This window comes from Paraburkholderia sp. GAS199 (genome assembly GCF_050436585.1).
GTDB lineage: Bacteria > Pseudomonadota > Gammaproteobacteria > Burkholderiales > Burkholderiaceae > Paraburkholderia.
Genome location: NZ_JBNDMM010000001.1, coordinates 330,938 through 353,005, shown reverse-complemented (window position 1 = coordinate 353,005; position 22,068 = coordinate 330,938). Strand labels below are relative to the sequence as shown.

Sequence of the window (22,068 nt, the reverse complement as noted above, 5' to 3'; positions counted from 1 at the left end):
AATGCCGTTTCGTTTCGCAATCGGCGGTTCGTTTCTGTTGTTGTCACTATCGTGTATTGCGAGTCCGTCCGGTAGTCGTTGTTTCAGGCTATGACCTATGTGCAAACGGCATGGATCGGTCTGCGTCGACTGGAAGGCGGACTTCCGCTTCCAGTCAGGCGGCCCCCGATTAGTGCCGTGATGCCGCCAGCGGATACTCGATGACGAAACTGGACAGATTCGCCTTGATGAACTGCTCGACCGTCGTCAACGGCTGGCCGATAATCTCGGTTCCGGTGCTGTCGGTGCCGGCCAGCAAACCTTCTTGCTGGTCGATCGTGACAGCTTCGAAATGTCGCCGCATTGCATCGGCATCCTGTAGACCGAACAGATCGAGGAAAGTGGATACGGTCACATGCTCATAAGGGAGGTGCTTGCCGAGCACGCGACTCACTTCTGCAGCGAGTTCCTCGTGGCTGTACTCAACGGGGCCGTGCAACGCCAGTGCCTTTCCGACATGAGGGGCCGGATTGCTTACGACACCCGCGATGATGCGTGCGATGTCACTGCCGGCAATGGGTGCAAACCGGCTCTCCTTGTTGTAGGGCATGACGTAGCGCCCATAGCGGATCTGGGGCGCGATATAAAGCAGCCACTCGGCAAAGAACGTGACGCGTAGGTGCACCGACGGCACGCCGGACCAGTTGAAAATCTGCTCGGACAGCCAGTGGTTCTGCGTGGCCTTGCTGCGCGCAGCCGCACGTGACTGCTTATGCGACATGTTGACAATCAACTCAAGTTCCTGCTCTTTTGCAGCCTGAGCGAAGATCACGGCCGCTTCGACCAGACCTTCAGCAAGAGGAAAACAGAAATAAGCGCGCTGAACGCCGGTCATGGCAAGACGGATGTCGCGCAAGCTCATCATGTCGCCGAACACAACCTCGGCGCCCAGGTCACGCAACTTTTGCGCGCGATGATCGTCTTTGCGCACCAGTGCGCGTACGTCAAAACCCTTTTCAAGCAGACGTTCCACGGTCGGCCGACCCGTGTCGCCAGAGGCGCCGGTCACTAGGACTGTTGTGGTCATAATCATTCTCCAGATATAAAGCCGCGGCTCGTTCGTCGCGCCAGGCTTCAGTTGCAGGGCTGTCGAGGCATCGGAGCCAATGCCCTTGCATGGCTCCGATCACGGCCCGGAAGTTGAAGCCAGGCCACGGTGCTAATGTCGCGGTTTCGCTAGCCGCTGGGTAGTCATCGAATTCAGCTAAGATTTATGCTGGACGAGCATTGATGGGTGACGGCGGCATTGCGGCTTATCGGGCTTGCCGTCCGCTACAGGAGGAGGGGGCTTGAAAGACGTCCTGGCGTTCAGGCTTTACACCCGCGTTGCCCGGCTGGGCAGTTTTTCGGCGGCCGCTCGAGAATGTGGACTGGCGCAATCGCAAGTCTCGCGGATGGTTGCGGAGCTCGAAGCATCTCTCGGCGCCCGTTTGCTCACGCGCACGACGCGCGCGGTGGTGCCTACCGAAGCCGGTCTGGAGTTTCTTGGGCGCATGGAGCCGATCCTCGCGGCGATTGACGACGCGGAGAACAGTGTCCGCGAAACAGGAGAGCTGCGCGGCGTCTTGCGTCTCGCCATGCCTTCAACCATGGCCATGCGTGTCGTTATGCCACGACTTTCGGCTTTTACGGAACAACATCCCTTGCTCCGACTGGAGATCATGCTTGACGACCGATGGCAGGATATGATTCGTGAAGCGGTCGATGTCGGCATCCGGGTGGGCAGTCTGCCGGACTCCGCGGGCACGGCGAGACTGATCGGCAGGATGCATCGCGTCGTCGTGGCGTCGCCGGTTTATCTCGAGCGATACGGCATGCCGGCCATACCGGAGGACATCGCGACGCATCGCGTCGTCGGCGGCCCGGCTGGTGCGCAGCCGTCTTCGTGGCAATTCGAGCGCAATGGCGAAACGACTTCGGTTGACGTACAGCCTCATGTGTCGACCAACGATACGGCGGGCGCGCTTTCAGCGGCCGTCGCCGGTCTTGGCATTGTCTCGACAACTTCCTGGGCGTGCCGATCCGAGGTCGACCAGGGGACGCTCGTACACTTGCTGCCCGAATGGAAGATGGCTGAGTTGCCCGTGCATGCCTATTTCCCGATGGGGCGCACGACTCGTATGGCGGGTCGCGCGTTTGTCGATTTCATCGCGGCTGAACTGAGGAAAGAGCCCTTTGATGATTTTTTGCCGTGATGCACCCGAGCGGATTTCTGATGGTGAACCGATAGGAAACCAAAGTTCGTCTTCGCTCGGTCACTGCTGGGGATCGAGTGTTGCAGGTTGGATAGGGTCGTTGTCAGTTAGACTCGAATCATGCAGGCATATCTGTGACTCATCCTATCGACGCTCCGCTGCGCTGCAACGGCCCTGGCGCTCTGTTGAGGCCTGCGCCTCGAAACGATGAAAGGTGTCGCGCGGGTTTGGTTCCTTGTCGGATCAATGCGTCCAGCCTCTAAAATCGATCCCTGCCATTGCGTTTGGGGAGTTGATGAAACGCTATATGGATCAGCCACTGGTCGTTGAGGGAAGTCAAAAAATGAAGTTCGTTATGCGTTTCTTTACGCTCGTCCATGGATTGATGGCTGTTCTATTCACCTGCGCGGCGCTGATGTTGATCGGCATTGCTGCTCGCATTGGGTCGATTGCAGTTACGAGCCAATGGGACTCGGCAAGCGCGCTATCGGTCATCGAAGCTTTGGGCGTGCTGGCCGGTGCCGTTGTCGCCTTGCAGATAGCAGAGACCGTCGTAGAGGAAGAAGTCATCAGGGAGGCTGACGTAAGCGCCCCGACGCGGGTGCGGCGCTTTATTTCGCGATTCCTGGTGGTTGTCGTCGTAGCGCTTGCCATTGAGGGGCTCGTCGCGACGTTCAAAGCGCTTCATCAGGATCCATCTCAGCTTCGGTACGCGGCCTTGCTGATTGCTGCAACAGCGTTGCTTCTTGCCTCCTGGGGGCTATTTGTCCATCTGAACCGGTCTGCGGAAGAACTGGAACCCGAAGCCATGGCGGAAGCAAAGCGAGAAGACAAGAACGTATGATGTTTCATTTGCAACACCTCCGCTGCTCACGCAGATTTTAGGTGTTGCCTCGACCGGTTGAATCCGCCCCAGAACCCGGTCATTTCTCAGTCGATCGAAGAATCGCAACTCGCGTCAGCGCTAAACCTGCCCGATCATGGTCGGCTACTCGATTGTCTTCAGTACTTGTGCCGGATCTCCTCGCATCCCTTTGCTCTTTTTGGCACTTGCAGTGTTGCTCTGATAGATCAGCACCAGCGCCAGCGCAAGAAGTGCCATTGCAGCGTAGCGACGGGTCCCCAGTTCGATCATTGTATTGCCGAGCCATCCAAAATTATCGATCAGCAGGCTCATCAGAAGCTGCCCGCTTATGACGGCAACCGTTGCTGCCGCGGTGCCCACTCGCGGCATTGCAAACACAATAACGAGCATATAAATCACGCCAAAAAATGCTCCTGTGATCTGCCAGCGCGGTGCGGTAAACAGCGTAAGTGCATGGTGCCCTTCTGTGAAGAACGAGATCACGAACGTGATCAGCGCGCCGAGGGTAAATGTCAGCCAGGCGCTTTCGAGTACTCCTACGGTACTTCCAAGCCGGCCATTGATGGCCGACTGCGCACACAAAACAGCGCCACTCAACACCACCAGAATCAGCATTGCAACAAACATTTTTCTGCCCCTTCAATGTATCAGCCAAAGCGCAGCGAGTATCGCTAGCAGCGCTCCGATTCGGTAACGATCCACTTTTCTGCGGACACTGCCCAGCCAGCCTTGATGATCAATGATCAGGCTTGCTGCGACCTGTCCAAACAGGATGCCGATCATCGTCATGCCGACGCCGATGTGCGGCGTAGCGAGGGTTAGCGCCAGCACATAGATCGGCCCCAATACTCCGCCGGTCAGCATCCATCGCGGTTGGGAAAACAACGCGCCGAGCCTGGCGCGATTGAACACAAGCCCAAAGGTCAGCAAAAGCGAACCCACTCCAAAAATACCGAGTGTTGCCCAGCCTTGTCCCACTTCCTGCCCCAATGGGCCGAGGAGTCCCGCCTCGACGGACAACCCCATACCGGCAAGCATGACCAGCGGTATCAATAACAAATTCATCATCTGCTCCCAAAGAAATGCATGGTAAGTCGATGCTTTTTTCGAAACAATCCAGCAAAATTCGAAAACACTAATGCTTTTTGGGCAACTCCATGCAAATCAAGACATTGCGTCTTTTCGTGCACGTGGCGGCTACGGGTAGCTTCAGCGAGACCGCCAGGCACTTCGGCGTCCCCGGTTCGTCCGTATCGAGGCACATCGCTGCGCTCGAGGAGGATATCGGTCAACGGCTCCTGTTCCGGCACACGCGCGCGGTCCGCCTTACGGAGGCCGGAGAGCGCTACTTTTTGCAGGTCAGGGAGGCATTGGAACTACTGGACGCGGCCACCGAAACAGCTGCCGACAAGGACGCAACGCCGCGGGGGCTAGTGCGCGTCAACGCGCCTGTTGCGCTAGGTCGGCGGCACATTGCGCCGTTGATCGCGGAATTCCAGCAACAGTACCGCGAGCTAGCCGTGGAACTCATGCTGACGGACGCTTTTGTTGATCCGGTACAGGAGGGAGCTGATGTGACGGTACGAATTGGCAAGCTTGTCGATTCGAGCCTCGTTGCGCGAACACTCGGACCCCAGCGTTATCTGCTTTGCGCAAGTCCGAAATATCTGAAAAGGAACGCTGCGCCGTTAGACCCGGACGAACTGAAAACGCACAATTGCCTCATCTACAAAGGGCATCTCGGCGTTCAGCGCTGGTATTTTTCTCGTCCCCACGAGCTGAACTACCAGCCTTTCGAAATAAGTGGCGACCTTCGCAGCAACAATGCCGAAGTTCTGGTGGCCGCAGCGCTGGCTGGTCAGGGCGTCGTGCTGTTCCCGAGCTGGCTATACGACGCTGACGCCTTGAAGGCGAAAAAGCTCGTTCGCCTGTTGCCTGACTGGCTGGCCTCGGTCGAACCTGAACCGTCGGAGATAAATCTGGTGTTTCCTGAAAGCCGTCTACGCTCTCGAAAAGTGAAATTGCTGTCCGACTTCCTGCTCGAACGAATCGGGATGCCGCCGTATTGGGATTTCTGATCCTCGTCGCCGAACTACCTGAATGGCCGATAGCCAATAATGTGCAGTCGTTCAGTATGTGTTGTGTTGGAGGACAGCAATGGATCGAACAGAGCCAAAAAGGCTCGAAGACCCGAACACCTCCAATTCCCGCGTCCTCCAATGCCCCACTAAACGCCCGCCCCCAACCCACCTAAACCGAACGCCGAATCGCCTCGTCCAGCAACTCCAACCCAAGATCGATCTCACTTTCAAGCACAGTCAACGGCGGCGCGATCCGGAACACACCGCCCATGCCCGGCAACTGCACGATGTTCATGCTGAGCCCGAGGTTCATGCACTCACGGGTAATCTTTGCGCCGAGTTCATCCGCGGGCTCCTTCGTCTGGCGGTCCTTGACGATCTCCATACCCAGCAGCAATCCTCGACCGCGAATGTCGCCGATGCACCCGAAGCGTTCCATCAGATCCAGCAGACCTCGTCTGAGCCGGTCGCCCATGACGTTCGCACGTTCGACCAGTCCGTCGCGCTGAACCACGTCCAGCACCCGCAGACCGACCGCGGCGGGCAGCGGATCGGACACGTGCGTCGTGTAGAACAGGTAGCCCAGTTCATGAGCCCGTTCCTCGATCTGGGCGGAGGTCACGACGGCGGCGAGCGGCAGGCCGGCCCCGAGTGTCTTCGACAACGTGAGAATGTCGGGCGTGACGCCGTCGCGTTGGCACGCGAACATCGTGCCCGTACGTCCCACGCCGGTCTGCGCTTCGTCGAGGATCAGGAGCATGCCGCGCTCTTCGCACTTACGCTTGAGCGCCGCCATATAGCCTGGCGGAAGTTCGATGATGCCACCGGAACTCAGAATCGGCTCTGCGATGAATGCTGCGAGATTGCCGCTGGACTGGCGATCGATGAGGTCGAATGCGTAGTCGAGTTCCGCCAGGTAGTCGTACGCGCCATTGCCCCCGAAGCGCGGCCGGTACGTGAACGGGGCAGGGATCGCGAACGAGCCGACGGCCGCAGGCCCCACGCCCTTGCGTCCGGCGCTGTAGGTCGCCGACGCTGCCGCCCCGGTCATGCCATGCCAGGACTGGGCAAAACCGACGATTTCATATTTGCCGGTGACCAGTTTCGCCATCCGGATGGCGGCCTCATTCGACTCCGCGCCGGTGCTGAGCAACAGCGCCCGGTCGAGCCCGTCAGGCGTGATGTCAGCGAGACGCGTTGCCAGGTCGACCACCGGTCGCGAGAGCATTCCGCTGAACAGATGGTCCAGCTTGCCGGCGTATTCGTTGATCACCGACACGATTTCAGGGTGGCTATGTCCGAGCACCGCGCTCATCTGCCCCGACGTGAAATCGAGGATGGCCCGGCCGTCCGCATCGTAGACGAAGCTGCCTTGCGCGCGCTCGATGATCATCGGCGCGAACGTGCCGCCATAACGGATGAGGTGTTGTCTGGCGTTGTGCCAGAACGTTGCGTCGTTGTTTCGGGACACGGTGCATCTCCTGGCAAATAGCGGGAAGTGCTTGCAGTCTAGACGGCGCTCTGGTTTTATAGAATCGAATACTTCTGATGTGAGATAGAAGTGGGGCTAATACCTTGGGGCTGAAAGCTTGAGTCTTTCACTTGAAATCGATCTGTTGCGTTCATTCGCCGTCATTGCCGAAGTGCGGGCGTTGAGTCGCGCGGCCGGCCGGATCGGCCGAACCCAGTCCGCGGTGAGTCAGCAGATGAAGCGGCTCGAAGAAATAGTCGATCAGCCGCTGTTTCAGCGCACCGGTCGCGGCGTGGTGCTGACGGAGCCCGGCGAGCGCCTGCTGATCCACGCTCAACGCATTCTGCGACTGCATGACGAAGCGATGGCTGATCTAAGCGGGAAGGGGCTGTCCGGGAGCGTGCGCTTCGGCTGTCCCGACGATTACGCGGCCGTCTTCCTCCCGCCGCTGCTTCGGCAGTTCTCGAGGCAGCACCCGCACGCGATCGTGGAAGTCGTTTGCGGCCCCACGCCACGGTTGCTCGAACAACTGAAGAAGCGTGCGGTGGACCTCGCTATGATCTCGCTGCCCGAAAGCGATGCGAACGCCGATGTCATCCGGCGTGAGCAGTTGGTCTGGATCGGCTATCCGGGGCTGGATTCCGCTCATTTCGATCCACTGCCGCTGGCACTCTCCGATCCGGATACGCTCGACCACATCGCCGCTTGCGAAGCGCTGCAGCGCGCCGGCAGGGCATACCGCATCGCCTGTGCGAGCAGCAGTCTTGCGGGCCTCACTGCGCTGGTTCGTGCAGGGCAAGCTTTTGCCGTCATGACAGAGACCGCCGTCCCGCCGGATCTCTGCGTACTCAATGCCGATCCGGGTCTTCCGCCGTTGCCCACTGTCGGGATTTCGCTGAAGTTCTTGAGGGAGCGTCCGTCGTTGTTGACGGCGGCATTTGCGGAGCACATCAGGTTGACGCTTCCTCTGTTGTGATTAAGTGACGCTCGACGCAGCATGAGCATGGCGGCTCCGAGCGCGACGTCGAAATCATTATTCACCACCTGGCAAGAGTCATGAAACAGCGCGTACGGATAAAGCTACTTCAAAGGCGACGAGCTCAGCGGCGTGCGGGCCGCAAACTCGCAACCGCAACGAAAGAGTTCGCCGAAGACGGTCATCGAGCGCGGCTTGCCGCGATCTACTCTCAGCACAAGGAGTTGTTCGATCGACTGGCAGACGCGTGATACCTGAACGTTGTGTCTGAGCATGGTTCCACCAAATCCATGCCTCGACGGAGGAGGCCGCGCATCCATGAGAGAGAGTTGGATGGCGACTATGGCATGAATGGACTGGATGGATCGCGGACGCAAGTGTCCGCTTTGGTTTCCGCGGCGGTCTCTTCGAGATCATCTATAGAACTCGGCGCCAACCTACCATCACGCTTCGCTTCGCACATCTCCTCCCACCACGCACGCTCCCACGCCCCACGCCTGCCCATAACCCTCCATCTGCACATAAGCCGACAACAATGAATTGCTTTGTCTGTGCCAATCGCGCGCGGTTGTGAACCTATACTGGCTACACCAAGTCCGTAAGCGAGTCTGCGGACCACCCGATAAAGGAACCGTGATGAAGCTCATTCAGATTATCGTCGCAGCATCGATTCTCGTGCCGGCCGTTTCGTCATTCGCGCAGTCGACGCCGCCAGCGGTCGATGCGGACGTGCGGGCTCAACTGGCTCTGGAAAAACCGACGTATCAGTCCTTCGATTCCAACGCTAAACAGAACGCAACGTCCAATACCGTCAGACGAAATGGCGGGCAATCCCGACAGATTGCCGGGGTGAATGTTGGACGTTACTCGATGTCAGTCGTCGGTCCCGCTTTTTGAAGCGGTCCTCGATGATTGAACGGTCGTGTCCTACGCGACCAGACGCATGAATCGCGCGTCAAATCCTCACCGAACGATCCGCGCTAGCCGGACGCCATGTCCACGCCACGAGCACCGCGCCGAGTGCCGCGACGAGCAGCGCGGAATAAGCACAAAGGTAGCTGCCGGGCGTGAGATCGACCAGCATACCGATCATCACCGGCGCGATCGCCGCCGCTAATTGGCCGCCGAAATTGATGATGCCTGCAGCCGTGCCCACCGACGTGTCCTGCATATGCTTGAGCGGAATCGCGAAGACGGTGCCGTATATGACCGTGTAACCGACCAGGCATAACGTCCACATGACCAGCAACGATGTCAGCGAATGCGCCAACGCCATCGCGGCCAGAAAAACGAACGCTGTCACGCCGCCTATCAACATGAATTGACGCTCGCGTCCTTGTCCCGCTTTATCGAGCAGCCAGCCCACACCGTTCAGACACGCAAAGGCGATGAGATAGGGGATCGACGAGGCGAGGCCCGCGTGCAGGATGTCGATATGGCGCGTGCGGATGAGGAACGCGGGCATCCACGATATGAGTGCGACGTAGACAATGTTGCTGAAGAAAAAGATCAACATGGTCTTGCGCAGCATCGGCGAAGCAAATAGCTTGCGAAAACCCGGTTGGCCTGCATGACGCGCGCGCCGCTTCGCAGGTTTGATGGCGAACCACAACACCACCGCCACGATGATCCCGACAACACCGAACGCGTGATATGCGTAGCGCCATCCGTGGTTATGGATAAGCGCTGCGATTGCGCTCGACCCCACTGCGCTGCCCAAAAACGACGCGCCGATCACGAGCGACTTGGCCCGCGCACGGTCCTTGTGCAAAAACGCTTCTGCGATAGTGATCGTGCTGGCAGGCACGAATCCTCCTTCCCCGATGCCGAACAGCACACGGATCGCGAAGAGCGCGGCAAAGGTCGAGGCAAAGCCGGTCAGTCCGGTGAAGACCGACCAGCACGCCACGGAAAAGACCAGCACCAGCCGCGAGCCGAAGCGGTCGCCAAGCCATCCGGCGGCGAGTTGCATCAGCGAATAACTGACGTAGAAGGCACTCAAGACGAGGCCGGCAGAGCGTGCGTCGAGGTTGAAGTCTTGCGTAATCGGCACGATCGATATGCTCATCGCCATGCGGTCGGCGTTGGCGAGTATCCATGAAGCGAGCAGAACGATCAGCAGAAAGGTTTTTCGTGCCGCCGAGTACGGAGTGGACCGGTGCTCGCTTGCGTCGGGATGCGAATTTGCAGCACCGACGGCAGCTGTCTCAGTTGTGGAGGACATACGGGCTCTCGCTGATTGGAGGATGAGAAACAGTTCAGTGCGCGCGACGGATCACCTGGCCGGCGTGCACGTCGCGCGGCTCGCCGTCGTGGTATGCAAGGCGGCCGTTGACGAATACGGCGTCGATGCCGGCGCACGCGAGCGTGGGATGCGTGAAGGTTGCCCGATCGGCAACGCGATGCTCGTCGAACACGACGAGGTCGGCATAGTGACCCGGAGCAATCTCGCCCCGCTGGCGCAACCCGAAGCGTCGCGCACTCAGGCCGGTCATCTTGTGGACGGCGGTTTCGAGCGAGAACAGTTGTCGCTCGCGCGCGTAGTGCCCGAGCACGCGGGGGAACGTGCCCCACAGGCGCGGATGCGGCTGGATATCGTGTGCCAGGCCATCCGAGCCGACCATGCTCATCGGGTGAGCAAGGATGCGGCTTACGTCTTCCTCGCTCATGGCGAAATACACGGCGCCTGCCGGTGCGAGACGGTGCGCCAGAACTTCAGGCGACACGTCGCGTTCTTCGGCGAGGCGGAACAATGAGTGTCCCGCCGCAGACGGATCGGCTTTGGACCATGTGACGAGCACCTCGTCGGACTGTTTGACGCGAGCCGGCAGAAGCATGGTCGACGATGCGTTGTACGGGTAGCAGTCGAAGCACACCGACTGCCGGCGCGCTGCGTCTTCGAACATGGCGAGCGTCGCCGCGGAGCGACCGTGGTTGCTCCGCCCGACGAGCTTGTGATGCGAGACGATCGTGTCGATTGCCAATTCGCGGCCAATTTGCAGTGCTTCACGCAACGCGTCGTCGATAGCGTCGGCTTCGTCGCGCAGATGCATGGTCACGATCCCGCGTGCCGCGCTCAACGGCCGGCCCACGTCGATCACTTCCTGCGTGCTTGCCGCACGCGCCAGCGGGTAATAAAGTCCGGTAGACAGACCGAGCGCGCCGGCGGCGAGTGCGTCGTCGAGGTCGCGTGCCATGCGGGCGGTTTCCTCGGATGTCGCCGGCCGCTCCAGGTCGGCCACGTGACGCACGCGCAGGGTCGAATGGCCGACAAGACAAGCCGCGTTGAGTGCGGGCCGCGAGGCTTCGAGCGCGTCGAGATAATCGGCAAAGCGGGCGAAGCGCCACGCATCGTCGCCAAGCAGATCGAGCGGCGAGGGCGGCCGCGCCGTCACCAGCGGTGCGAGGCTGATGCCGCAATTTCCCGTGATGACCGTCGTTACGCCCTGCGACAGCTTCGGATGCGGTCCCTCCACTCGGTCGAGCAACAAGCGGTCGTCATGCGTATGGACGTCGATGAAGCCGGGCGCCACGATGCGTGCGTCTGCGTTGAAACGCTCGTGCGCCGGCAAACCGCGCAGATCGCCGAGCATGACGATGCGGCCATCTTCTACGCCGATATCGCCGGGGCGACGTGGCGCGCCGGTGCCGTCGATCAGCGTCCCGTTTTCGATAATGAGGTCTATCACTGTTCATGGTTCCGATGTCAGATGGGAACCATGATTGGCCGGCAATAAACCGCGGGCAAACCATTTATCCTGCGGTGAGCGTGAGAATTTCTCATGGAGAGACCGTCCAATCCGGCATAATTGGCCGTTCGACGCGCAAAAGTATGATTTTTCGTATTGCGTGGACGATGCCGTCAACGTGTTGGAAAGGATGCGCCTCATGTTTCATGCCCCGTCCACTCAGTCCTTGTTGTGCTTCGAGTCGAGCGCTCGCCTGCGCTCTTTCACGGCGGCCGCGCAGGAACTGCATCTCACGCAAGGTGCGGTGAGTCGGCAGATCAAGATGCTCGAAGAGCGTCTGGGTGTTGCACTGTTCGTGCGCCGTCGCGATGCGATGACCTTGACCGACGCCGGCCGGGAGTACATCGCGGAGATTGAGCCCTTGCTCAAGCGGCTCGAACGCGCGACGGTCAACGTCATGGCGCTCAAGGGACGCGGCGGCGCGTTGTCGCTCTCGGTGGGATCGTCGATCGGAAACTATTGGCTGATTCCATACCTGCCGGCATTCACGCGCGAGCACGGTGAGATCACGCTCAATCTGCGCACGCGAGTCGGCGCAGTGGACTTCGCATCCACGAGCGTGGATGCGTCGCTCGAATTCGGCGATGGCAAGCGGCCGGGGCTGCACAGCGATTTCATCCTGCCGTTGCGCCTGTTGCCGTATGCCGCTCCTTCGTGGGTGAAACGGCACGGATCACGCATCGGGAAAAAAACGCCCCGCGCGGACCTGATCCAGCATTTGACCTTGCCAGACGCCTGGGACGGCTGGTTCGAGCGCGAACGAATCGCGGGCGACGCAGGCAACGAAGGCCCGCGCTACGAGATCATGTCGATGGCGTTGAATGCGGCGGCAGCTGGCCTGGGCGTCACGTTGCTGCCCGCGTATATGGCAGACGACCAGGTCGCGGCGGGACGGCTGGTGGCGCTCTCGGACCATGCCTGGGATTATCCCAAGGGCTATTACCTCGTGTATCCCGAAGCGTCGATCGGGATGGGATCGTTGCAGACGTTCAAAAAATGGATTCTCTCTTTGGGAGAGAAAGAGCGCGCCGCGCTGGCCGTGAGGCAAGGCGCGCGAGTGGGGCGCTGAATTAATGCAAGACCGGTCGTCGTGCTTTATCCGCGGGCTGTCTGCGTCACGCGCGCGGACGGCGCACCCCTGTCGTCACTTTGCGAATGCGCATGCTCGAGGTCACTTTCACATGACGCCGCGTGAAGTAGAGATTTCGCCAGCCAGCAAGACACACTCACTCAGATATGGACACCTTCATCCGCCTGAATGAGGCCATTCAAGTTTGAAATAGACGCGATCAGCTTATCGGCGGACATCGGATGACCAAGCAGATAACCCTGCAGCGAGTCGCAACCGAGCCCGGTCAGAAACGCCTGTTGCGCTTCCGTTTCAACACCTTCGGCCACGATTTTCAGATTGAGCGTCTGTCCGAGCGCCACGATGGCAGAGACAATCGCGGCGTCTTCGGTATCACGCGCAAGATCGCGAATAAACCCACGGTCGATTTTCAACTCGCTGGCCGGCAATCGCTTGAGGTAGAGAAGGCTCGAATATCCCGTGCCGAAGTCGTCGATTGAAATCTGCACGCCCATGTCGCGGAGCTGCTGCAGGATTCGAAGACTCGCGTCGGCATCGCGCATGGCGGTGGACTCGGTCACTTCGAGCGTCAGATAACGCGGCTCGAGCGCATGGCGTTGTAAAGCGTTGCTCACGGTTTTAAGCAGATTGACGTGCGCAAATTGAAGCGCCGAGAGGTTGACCGACACGGTCCAGCCATGCCGGCCCGCTTTGTGCCACTCGCTCATTTGCCGGCAAGCTTCATCCAGCACCCATTCACCAATCGGCACGATCAGCCCGGTCTTCTCAGACAGGGGGATGAACTGGTCCGGGCCAACCATTCCGCGCGTCGGATGGGCCCAGCGTATGAGCGCCTCGACGCCGATCACAGGGCCGCTGGGTGCGGTGAACTTGGGCTGATACTGCAGAACCAGTTCTTTTCGTTCGAGGGCGAGGCGAAGCTCTTGCGCCAACTGCAATTGCTCATGAACGTTCGCATTCATCGACGTTTCGAAGAAGCAATACGTGTTACGCCCAGACGCTTTTGCGTGGTACATCGCAGCATCGGCGTTGGCGAGCAGATCCTCCCTGTTCTGGCCGTCGCCCGGATACATCGCGATGCCTATGCTGGTCGAGATGTGGAGAAGGCGGTCATTGATCCTGAACGGCTCCTCAACGGCCGACCGAAGTTTGTTCGAGAGATTGGCCGCATCCGTCGGCTCGGTTATCTTCACCAGAAGCACGAACTCGTCTCCGCCGACTCGCGCGACCGTGTCCTGATCCCTGACATTCGATCTGATGCGGTCCGCTACCTCGACGAGCAACTGGTCGCCAATGTGGTGTCCATAGGCATCGTTGACGGTCTTGAAGCCGTCAAGGTCCAGATACATTAAAGCGAAGCGGCCGCCTTCGCGGTTCTCGCCCGCAATCGCGCGATTGAGTCGATCCTCCAGCAGGAGACGATTCGGCAGTTTGGTGAGCGTGTCGTGCAGCGCGAGATAGGTCAGTTCCTGATTCGCCTCGGCAAGCGAGATTGCGAGGGTGGCGGTGCGGGCTTCCATGCGGAGATCCAGCACGGAAACAATCAGCGCGATGCCCAGCACCGCAAGCGCGATGATGACGATCACCAACGCGAGCCATCCGGTGTCGACGCCGGTACGCGCTGCGCCGCACACACTGCCAAGCGGAAACTGCGCCGCGGCCATGCCGGTGTAGTGCATCCCGACAATCGCAATGCCCATGACGACGGCCGCCGCGGCTCGCAACTGCCGCACTCGCGGCGCGAGGCGGCGCAGGTTGAATGCAATCCACAAGGCCGCGCCCGAGGCGGCAATGGCAATGACGACGGACAAAGCGAACAGCAACGGGTTGTACTGGATGCCCGGAGCCATGCGCATTGCGGCCATGCCGGTGTAGTGCATTGCCGCAACGCCGACGCCCATCAGTATCGATCCGCAAGCGAGGCGCGACCAGGGCAATTCCTTGCGGGTCGCGAGCCATAAGGCGAATCCGGAAGAGGCGATCGCAATCAACAGCGAGAGCGCCGTGACGACCGGATCGTAACCCAGGGTGATCGGCAGGCTGAACGCCAGCATGCCGATGAAGTGCATCGACCAGATGCCTGTGCCCATCGCACATGCGCCGCCCACTAGCCACCAGCGCGCGGCCCGTCCTGTGGCGCTGGACACACGGCCTGCCATGTCGAGTGCCGTGTAGGAAGCCAGAATCGCGACAAACAGCGAGAACAGGACAAGAAGGCTGTTATAGCTGCCCTCAAACATGCGATACCCCCAATATGGTCATTTTCTTAGCACGAGTGCCTGTAGATTGCCCGGCCTCGTTTGCGTCAATGTTCGCTTGGTAAGGTACTTCGGGTCAACGATAGATTCATCACAGACGCTTATCCGCAATGTGTGAAACGCGTCGGCCCACCTACAACTGGAATGTGCCGACCACGGCGTTCAGACGCGCCGCCTGGCTTCTCAGGCTTTCCGTTGCGGCGGCGCTCTGCTCGACCAGCGCGGCGTTCTGCTGTGTCACGGCCTCGAGTTGCATGACTGCCGCGCTAATCTGCGTGATGCCAGTCGTCTGCTCGCCGCTGCTGTGCGAGATGGTGCCGATCAGTTCACTAACAAGTCGCGCCTGGCGGACGACATTCTCGATCCGGTCGCCGGCTTCGTCGACGATTTCCACACCCAAACCGACCCGGCCGGTGCTATCGCCGATCAATCCTTTGATCTCTCTGGCAGCGCTGGCTGAACGTTGCGCGAGCGAGCGCACTTCGGTCGCGACAACTGCGAACCCGCGGCCTTGTTCCCCCGCGCGCGCCGCCTCTACGGCCGCATTCAACGCGAGAATGTTGGTCTGGAACGCGATACTGTCGACCACGCTGCTGATATCGGAGATGCGCTCCGACGATTGCGAAATCTCCTGCATGGTCGCGACCACCCGGCCCACCGCTTCGCCACCTGCAAAGGCTGCTGCCGACGCGGCACTGGACAGGTCAGCGACTTCTCCGGCAGTGCGTGCGGTGTCCTTGACGGAACCAGTCAAACGCTCCATTGAAACGGATGTGGTCTGCAGGCTCGACGCCTGTTCTTCAGTACGCTGACTGAGATAGAGATTGCCGAGCGCAATCTCGGATGCCGCATTTTCAATCGAGGCCGCGGCAGCGCTCACTTCGCGCATGCCGGTTTGCATCTTCTGCAATGCTGCCTTCAGCAGATGCGCCGTCGGCGCACTGACCTGCACGTCAGCGACATCGAGACAGATGTGGCCGTCGTGGTCGATGGCGCGCACTATCTTCAACAGATCGGCCGCTTCCGTCGCTCCCCGGCGCAGACATACCGCGAGATAGATCTCGATGCCGGTCTGTCCTGCAACGTACCCGGCGTGGAGCATCATCTTCCACAGATCCGGCGTGGCGGTGCAGTAGACCGCAAAGTTGAATGCTTGCAGTCGGTCGAACAGGAAGTGATGAAGCACGAACAGCGTGGCGGCGAGCACGAGCACTCGCCAGTCCTGATAGACGAGCAGAAGGCCGAGCAGCACGAACACGCCAAAGTGGAATTCGACCGTTCCGCGCGACAACTGGATATGCAACGCAACCAGCACGACATTGCACACCGTCAGCAGCACACGCGTGAGGAGGCTGCCGCGCGCCAAAGCAAACGCAACCGCGCCTGCCGCTAACACCGGGACACTAACAATAAATGCGAGCAGCGGCTCGCCGTAATAGCTCCCGATCGATATCGCCAGAATGGCCGACATGCACAATGCGGCGAGCAGAACGAGGTCACCGGTACGGGCGATCGCGGACAGCTCCGTGGTCCTCGAATTCGGTGTCGATAATCGTTCGAGCATTTCAAAATCCTCCCGGCAGACAGCACGCATGCGCTCCTTGCGCGCAGATGCTATGGGCGTTGCGACAAATTCTGGATCAGGCAGAAAAATAGTTGGTTCGACAGAATCGGGCCCGTCAGACCGGTCGAGGATCGCTCGCGAAAATGAAGGGACGGATTCCATCGCTGTCCGTTACTCGCTCGCGTCTTCTACATTCAAACAATGTATCGGTTATTTAAAACATTTCTTTAATCTTTTTGCATCAAAACGTCCTGGTGGATTCCCGATCACGCGGCGCAAAACATTACGTCTGACGAATTAACAGGTTGGTTCACCGTGAGAGGTGAAACGCGAATCTGGACGCAACCAGAGCACCACTATTCCAACCGCCCCCTCCCGGCAGGAATAGAAGCTATTCCTTACACGAGGCTACCGGGCGATAGCCCCGGAGCGGACGATACGCCTCAACCAGTGCACGAAACATTGGCTCCGATGCAGCTGTCCCTTCCGGCTGTTCAGCCGGCGGACCGCTTCGAAACCTATCTGTTGAGGAAAACATGACTCAGGCTCTGAAAGGCAAACTCGCGCTCGTGACGGGCGCTTCGCGTGGAATCGGTGCGGCGATCGCGGCGCGTCTGGCGCGGGACGGCGCATCGGTGATCGTTCACTACGCGTCGAATCAGGCGCGGGCCGATGCAGTCGTCAAGGAGATCCGCGATGCGGGCGGGGAGGCTTGGGCTGTCGGCGCAAATCTGTCGCAACCGGAAGGCGTGAAGAGTTTGATTGCGTCGATTGGCGGCGCGTTCGACGGGCGCTTCGAAGGACGGCTCGACATCCTCGTCAACAACGCAGGCACGGTGGAGTACGGACTCTTTCTGGATTCGTCGGAGGCGTCATACGACACACACTTCAACCTGAATGTGCGCGCACCGATCGAACTGGCAAAGGACGCGGCCGCGCGAATGGTAGCGGCCGGCTGGGGGCGCATTATCAACGTGGGCTCGGCCTTCGGCGAAGCCGCGCCACTGCCTGGCGTGACGCTCTACATCGCATCGAAGTTCGCGCTGCGAGGTTTCACTCGCGGGCTGTCGCGGGAGCTCGGCAAATATGGCGTGACCGTGAACGCCGTCCAGCCCGGCCCGATCGATACAGAACTTGCTCCGCAACCCGGCACGGACGACTACGCGACGATGACAAAGCTGGCAAGCGTGGGCCGTTTCGGCAAGCCGGCGGAAATCGCCGCGGCTGTCGCTTATCTCGCGAGTCCCGAAGCAGGTTACACGACCGGCGAAAGCCTGACGGTCGATGGTGGATGGATTGCTTGAGAAAACCGACGCACGTCTCCGCTGACATGCGGGTCGCGGATGTGCGTGAGTCCGGAGCGCGTGCGGGCGCGAGCGCATTCGCACGCGTTTCGGCGAGAGCAATTCATCTTCGACAACGCCTGAGCCACGGAAATGGATGAGGACACCAGATTGCTCGCTTTGAGCGTGATAGCGCACCGCTCGCGACTGGCTATCTTCCGGCTGCTCGCTACCGCGGGGCCGCGCGGATTGCCCGCGGGCGAGATTTCTGCGCAGTTAGGGATCGTGCCGTCCAGCCTGTCTTTCCATCTCAAGGACATGTCGCGTGCGAACCTGGTGTCCAGCAGGCGCGAAGGGACCTTCATCTTTTATTCGGCGGGGCTGGATGCCCTGCACGGAGTCATCGACCTTCTGACCGAAAACTGCCTCGCTGACTTCGCGCGGCATCCTTCGTCACGGTCCTCGTCATCATCGTCCACATGACTTCGACAGTGCGTCGCGAAACAGGGTGACCAACCGGTTGTCCTCGCGCGCGCGCGTGAGGATCACGAGCCTCGTTCGCAGATCGAGGTCTTTGACGGGAATGAACCGCACGTCGCGCCGGTTATTCTTCGACGTCGAGCGGCCCACGAGCGTCGCGCCGAGTCCCGCGCCCACCAGTGCCAGCGCCGTGTGAATTTCAATCGCTTCATGCGCCAGGTGCGGATCGCCGCCTGCCAGTTTCAACGCCGTCAGCATTTGTTGCCCGAACGGGCTGCGCGGGTCTTTCGGATAGTGGATGAATGGAAGCCGGGAGAATTCGGCCGCCGTGACCGACCGCTGCCTGGCCAGCGGATCGTCCAGCGGCACTGCGGCGACGAGCGGTTCGTCGAGCACCACAGTGTGGTCGAGATCCGGGCTGGGCTCGATTGGGCCGATGAAGCGAGCAACGCCAACATCGATCCGGCCCTGACGCAAACGCTCCGGTTGATACTCGGAGAGCGTTTCGACCAGATCGAGGTGCACGTCACGACAGCTTTGTCGAAAGCGGCGCACGGCGGCGGGCAGCACCGAAAACGACACCGAGCGCACGAAGCCGATTCCGAGCCAGCCGCGCTGACCGGAGGCGATGCCGCGCGCCTCTTCGTCGAGCCGGCCGGCGTGAGAGAGCAGTTCCTTCGCGCGCGGATAAAAGTATTTGCCGAGCGACGTCAGTTCCATCGGACGGCGTGATCGGTCGAACAACTCGCCGCCGAGGTGAGTCTCGAGTTGCGCGAGCTGCATGCTGATGGCCGTCGGCGCGACATGGAGCGAGTCGGCTGCGCTCGTCGCGCTGCCAGCCTCGACCACGGCGCAAAAATAGCGAACTTGTCGTAGATTCATTTTTTTTGAGCTTAAGCTCAGAAAACGATGTTTGATAGCGGTGAAACTTTACTTAAAAATAAGGCTGCCATCAAACTTCAAATAGACATGAGCCATCACGAGACATCCCCCAACCTGATCGCGGCACTGCGCGAGCTGGGCAGCGCCACGGTCTACGAAGCGCAGGGCGCGCACGGCGCGCTTGACAGCGGCATCAAGCCCATTCATCCGTCCATGTGCGTTGCCGGCCCGGCTGTCACTGTCGATACGCGGCCTGGCGACAACCTCATGCTGCATTACGCGATGCTGAAGGTGCGGCCGGGCGACGTGCTCGTGGTCGACGCCAAGGGCTTTCTCGAAGCCGGCCCATGGGGTGACGTCTTCACCGAACTCGCGCTGCAAAAAGGCCTTGCGGGACTGGTCATCAACGGCGCTGTGCGCGATGCACGCACCATCATCGAGCTTGGGTTTCCGGTGTTCAGTCGCGGCCTGAGCATCAAGGGCACGGGCAAAAACCAGCCCGGAAAAATCAATGTGCCGATATGTATCGGCGACGTCGCGATTCAACCGGGCGATATCGTCGTCGGTGACATCGACGGTGTCGTTGTCGTGCCGCAGAACGATGTCGAGCGCGTCGTGCGGGTCAGCCGAGCGCGCGAAGACAAGGAGCGCGCGTTCCGCGAGCAGATTCGCCAGGGCGCGAGCACGGTCGAACTGCTGGGATTGCAGGAGACCTTGCGCCGGCTCGGTCTCGAATAAAGGCGCTCGCCATCGAAGCAGCCTACAAGAAACACATAAAACCGCCCGTATGGAGTGAGACAACATGAAAGAGCAGACCGGCATGCCCACATCGGGCGCCATGGTGGCGTCGCTGCAGCCCACGCGCTATCGCTGGGTCGTCGCCAGCCTTTTCTTCGTGATCTACGCGGTCGCGGCCGCGGATCGAGCGAACCTTGGCATCGCCTTGCCGTTTCTGCGCAAGGAATTCGCCATGACCAATGCGGAAGCCGGCGCGCTCGTGAGCGTCTTCCTCATTGCTTATGCGCTCGCGCAATTGCCGTCCGCGTGGCTCGTATCGCGTTTCGGCGTGCGTCGCACGCTGCCCATTTCGATGATCCTCACCTCGCTCGCCACCGCGTTGACGGGCGTCGTGGGATCATTGTTCGCGCTCAAGCTGTGCCGGTTCGCCCTCGGCTTCGCGGAAGGTCCGCTGCCGCTCGGGATTGCCGCAACCATCAATCGCTGGTTTCCAGCCAAAGAGAAAGGCACGGCGTCCGGGCTGTTCCTGTCTGCGGTGAAGTTCGGCCCGGTGATCACGCCGATCATCGGCGCGGCGATCATCTCGCTATGGGGCTGGCAGGAAATCTTCATCGTGTTCGCGGTGCCCGGCATTGCGTTGTCGATCGTCTGGTACTGGATGGTCGCCGATCGCCCGTCCGATAGCCGCGGGGTCAACGAAGCCGAACGCGAACTGATCGATGCGGAGAGTCCCCGTGCGGCATCGGCCATGCGCATCGAACGTACTCGCGCGATGCCGCTTCTGGACCGCCTGACGCGCGTGCGCAGCGAGAAGCCGCTGGAGACGACGCGCGCTGTCATGACGTCGTGGAATATCTACGGTTGTGCGCTCGGCTACTGCTGCCAGCTCGGCATTTCGAGCGTGCTGCTCGCGTGGATTCCGACGTATCTGCTCAACGTGAAGCACTTCAGCGTAGCGGGGATGGGGCTGGTCGCCGCCGCGCCGTGGGTGGGCGCGGTGTTCGGCAATATTCTCGGCGGGTTGCTGTCCGACCGCGCGCTCGGTAAGCGGCGCAAGCCCGGCATGATGTTCTCCGCCATCGCGACCGCCGTGATGATGGTGGCGCTCATCGAGTCGCCCGCTTCGCCCTTCGTGTACGGCGTGCTGATCTTCCTGACGGGCGTCACGCTGAGCGTCGGGTTTTCGGCGTACATGGTCTATCCGACGTCGTTCGTCTCGAAGGAAAAGTTTCCGCTGGCGAACGCGATCGTCAATATGGGCGGACAGTTGGGCGGCGCGGCCACGCCGTTCATCGCGGGACTGCTGCTCGACCATCTCGGATGGAGCTACGTGTTCGGCTTCATGTCGGCGATCTCCGCGCTTACGTTCGTCATTTTGCTGACGATCTCGGAGCCGCTGGACGTCGAGCCTCGGGGTCGTTGAGGCGGACGTTTTATCTCTAGCTTCCTGGATCGAGCAGATTGGAGGAGAAGTCGCAGGATTGCGCGGCCAGCCTGGCTACGGCTGCGCTTAGCGAATGGGATTGATCTGCTCGATGCATTGCGACGTATCGCACCGGCGGCAGTGGTGGACGCGTTGGCACCACGACCAGCGCGCGGCGTTCGAGCATGCGCGCAAGACATGCTTTGGGCAAATAGCTGACACCGAGCCCCGAGAGTGTCAGCCCGATCTGCGCAATGAGGCTGTTGCTCGCCAGCACTTTTTGCAGGGCCACACCCTGTTGCTCCAGAAACCGGCTATACACGTAGCCCGTGCCGGACAACCCACCCTGCAAGATCAGCGGGAATTGCGCGATTTCAGCGAGCGGAATGGCACGCTTGCCTGGTGCGAGACGGGCGGAGCACATCCAGACGTTCTCGACCTGACCGACGACGGTCGTGGTGAAAGCCTCGGCCTCGTGCGTCTGAGGCACGATGATGATGTCCACCGTCGCCGCCGCCAGCCGTTCGCGCAACGTTGCGTTCAGGTCGACTTCGGCTTCGACCTTGACTTTCGGATACTCCGCCTGAATCGCCGCGATTAAACGAGGCAGCCACGTCAGCGCCGTCAACTCCGTGACGCCGATGCGAATTTGCCGCACCAACGATTCCTTCGCGCTCATTCGTTCCACGATCTGGTCGCGTCGATCGAGTAACTCCTTTGCGTGCTCGAAGAATTCCGTGCCTTTTTCCGTGAGGCGCGCGCTGCGGTTTGCACGGTCGAATACTGCAACGTCGAATGCGCGCTCCAACTCCTGCACGCGCTTGGAAACGGCCGATTGCGTGGTGTTCAGACGCGCCGCGGCGGCTTCGAACGAGCCAAGCTGAACGATCCAGTACAAGGCTTCCATCTGTTTGAATGTCAGCATGAATGTCGCGCTTTCATCACTTAAAGCGATAGTTTCTCATAGAAAAAAA

At 60.3% G+C, this 22,068-nt stretch carries 20 protein-coding genes; 10 read left to right on the top strand and 10 right to left on the bottom strand.

Annotation, left to right across the window (positions count from 1 at the left end; genetic code table 11):
* Positions 1 to 169 precede the first annotated feature (169 nt).
* Positions 170 to 1,066: an NmrA family NAD(P)-binding protein gene (locus P3T18_RS01485; protein ID WP_429298134.1), complete on the bottom strand. Its 897-nt coding sequence runs from the start codon at positions 1,064 to 1,066 to the stop codon at positions 170 to 172.
* A gap of 262 nt (positions 1,067 to 1,328) precedes the next feature.
* Between P3T18_RS01485 and P3T18_RS01480 the strand changes: the two genes are divergently transcribed.
* Positions 1,329 to 2,234 carry a LysR family transcriptional regulator gene (locus tag P3T18_RS01480; protein WP_429298133.1) on the top strand — a complete coding sequence of 302 codons (906 nt, stop codon included), beginning with the start codon at positions 1,329 to 1,331 and terminating at the stop codon, positions 2,232 to 2,234.
* Between the two features lie 343 nt (positions 2,235 to 2,577).
* A complete protein-coding gene (locus P3T18_RS01475; protein ID WP_429299017.1) occupies positions 2,578 to 3,078 on the top strand; it encodes a hypothetical protein in 501 nt (166 codons plus the stop codon).
* A gap of 144 nt (positions 3,079 to 3,222) precedes the next feature.
* Here the strand turns inward: P3T18_RS01475 and P3T18_RS01470 are convergent, their stop codons facing one another.
* Together P3T18_RS01470 and P3T18_RS01465 are read right to left on the bottom strand one after the other, a co-directional pair.
* A complete protein-coding gene (locus P3T18_RS01470) occupies positions 3,223 to 3,726 on the bottom strand; it encodes a DMT family transporter (protein ID WP_429298132.1) in 504 nt (167 codons plus the stop codon).
* Between the two features lie 12 nt (positions 3,727 to 3,738).
* Positions 3,739 to 4,167: a DMT family transporter gene (locus tag P3T18_RS01465; RefSeq protein WP_429298131.1), complete on the bottom strand. Its 429-nt coding sequence runs from the start codon at positions 4,165 to 4,167 to the stop codon at positions 3,739 to 3,741.
* An 89-nt stretch (positions 4,168 to 4,256) separates the two neighbouring features.
* Between P3T18_RS01465 and P3T18_RS01460 the strand changes: the two genes are divergently transcribed.
* Entirely contained in the window at positions 4,257 to 5,177 is a 921-nt protein-coding gene (locus tag P3T18_RS01460) for a LysR family transcriptional regulator (protein ID WP_429298130.1), read from the top strand.
* A 172-nt stretch (positions 5,178 to 5,349) separates the two neighbouring features.
* Here P3T18_RS01460 and P3T18_RS01455 read toward each other — a convergent pair whose 3' ends face one another.
* A complete protein-coding gene (locus tag P3T18_RS01455) occupies positions 5,350 to 6,651 on the bottom strand; it encodes an aspartate aminotransferase family protein (RefSeq protein ID WP_429298129.1) in 1,302 nt (433 codons plus the stop codon).
* A gap of 118 nt (positions 6,652 to 6,769) precedes the next feature.
* On the opposite strand from P3T18_RS01455, the gene P3T18_RS01450 reads away from it, so the two are divergent.
* Both P3T18_RS01450 and P3T18_RS01445 read left to right on the top strand, forming a co-directional pair.
* Positions 6,770 to 7,627 (top strand): LysR family transcriptional regulator, encoded by an 858-nt coding sequence (locus tag P3T18_RS01450; RefSeq protein ID WP_429298128.1) that lies wholly within the window; start codon positions 6,770 to 6,772, stop codon positions 7,625 to 7,627.
* A gap of 636 nt (positions 7,628 to 8,263) precedes the next feature.
* Positions 8,264 to 8,524, top strand: coding sequence for a hypothetical protein (locus P3T18_RS01445; RefSeq protein ID WP_429298127.1), 261 nt, complete (start codon positions 8,264 to 8,266; stop codon positions 8,522 to 8,524).
* Between the two features lie 58 nt (positions 8,525 to 8,582).
* Here P3T18_RS01445 and P3T18_RS01440 read toward each other — a convergent pair whose 3' ends face one another.
* Positions 8,583 to 9,851 carry an MFS transporter gene (locus P3T18_RS01440; RefSeq protein ID WP_429298126.1) on the bottom strand — a complete coding sequence of 423 codons (1,269 nt, stop codon included), beginning with the start codon at positions 9,849 to 9,851 and terminating at the stop codon, positions 8,583 to 8,585.
* A 34-nt stretch (positions 9,852 to 9,885) separates the two neighbouring features.
* Entirely contained in the window at positions 9,886 to 11,316 is a 1,431-nt protein-coding gene (locus P3T18_RS01435) for an N-acyl-D-amino-acid deacylase family protein (RefSeq protein ID WP_429298125.1), read from the bottom strand.
* Between the two features lie 199 nt (positions 11,317 to 11,515).
* Between P3T18_RS01435 and P3T18_RS01430 the strand changes: the two genes are divergently transcribed.
* Complete coding sequence (locus P3T18_RS01430) at positions 11,516 to 12,445, top strand: LysR substrate-binding domain-containing protein (protein ID WP_429298124.1); 930 nt, start codon at positions 11,516 to 11,518, stop codon at positions 12,443 to 12,445.
* 161 nt (positions 12,446 to 12,606) lie between these two features.
* On the opposite strand, the gene P3T18_RS01425 is transcribed toward P3T18_RS01430, so the two are convergent.
* Both P3T18_RS01425 and P3T18_RS01420 read right to left on the bottom strand, forming a co-directional pair.
* A complete protein-coding gene (locus tag P3T18_RS01425) occupies positions 12,607 to 14,706 on the bottom strand; it encodes a putative bifunctional diguanylate cyclase/phosphodiesterase (RefSeq protein ID WP_429298123.1) in 2,100 nt (699 codons plus the stop codon).
* Positions 14,707 to 14,857: 151 nt separating this feature from the next.
* A complete protein-coding gene (locus tag P3T18_RS01420) occupies positions 14,858 to 16,450 on the bottom strand; it encodes a methyl-accepting chemotaxis protein (protein ID WP_429298122.1) in 1,593 nt (530 codons plus the stop codon).
* Between the two features lie 374 nt (positions 16,451 to 16,824).
* Between P3T18_RS01420 and P3T18_RS01415 the strand changes: the two genes are divergently transcribed.
* Positions 16,825 to 17,592 carry an SDR family NAD(P)-dependent oxidoreductase gene (locus tag P3T18_RS01415; protein ID WP_429298121.1) on the top strand — a complete coding sequence of 256 codons (768 nt, stop codon included), beginning with the start codon at positions 16,825 to 16,827 and terminating at the stop codon, positions 17,590 to 17,592.
* A 132-nt stretch (positions 17,593 to 17,724) separates the two neighbouring features.
* Positions 17,725 to 18,054 (top strand): ArsR/SmtB family transcription factor, encoded by a 330-nt coding sequence (locus tag P3T18_RS01410; protein ID WP_429298120.1) that lies wholly within the window; start codon positions 17,725 to 17,727, stop codon positions 18,052 to 18,054.
* Here the strand turns inward: P3T18_RS01410 and P3T18_RS01405 are convergent.
* Positions 18,040 to 18,933 (bottom strand): LysR family transcriptional regulator, encoded by an 894-nt coding sequence (locus tag P3T18_RS01405; RefSeq protein ID WP_429298119.1) that lies wholly within the window; start codon positions 18,931 to 18,933, stop codon positions 18,040 to 18,042. The genes P3T18_RS01410 and P3T18_RS01405 overlap by 15 nt on opposite strands.
* A gap of 87 nt (positions 18,934 to 19,020) precedes the next feature.
* Here P3T18_RS01405 and P3T18_RS01400 point away from each other — a divergent pair, with 87 nt between their 5' ends.
* Complete coding sequence (locus P3T18_RS01400) at positions 19,021 to 19,671, top strand: 4-carboxy-4-hydroxy-2-oxoadipate aldolase/oxaloacetate decarboxylase (RefSeq protein WP_429298118.1); 651 nt, start codon at positions 19,021 to 19,023, stop codon at positions 19,669 to 19,671.
* Positions 19,672 to 19,735: 64 nt separating this feature from the next.
* The gene (locus P3T18_RS01395) at positions 19,736 to 21,094 is read left to right on the top strand and encodes an MFS transporter (RefSeq protein ID WP_429298117.1); all 1,359 of its coding nucleotides are present in this window, start codon (positions 19,736 to 19,738) and stop codon (positions 21,092 to 21,094) included.
* A 16-nt stretch (positions 21,095 to 21,110) separates the two neighbouring features.
* On the opposite strand, the gene P3T18_RS01390 is transcribed toward P3T18_RS01395, so the two are convergent.
* The gene (locus tag P3T18_RS01390) at positions 21,111 to 22,019 is read right to left on the bottom strand and encodes a LysR family transcriptional regulator (protein WP_429298116.1); all 909 of its coding nucleotides are present in this window, start codon (positions 22,017 to 22,019) and stop codon (positions 21,111 to 21,113) included.
* Positions 22,020 to 22,068: the final 49 nt, after the last annotated feature.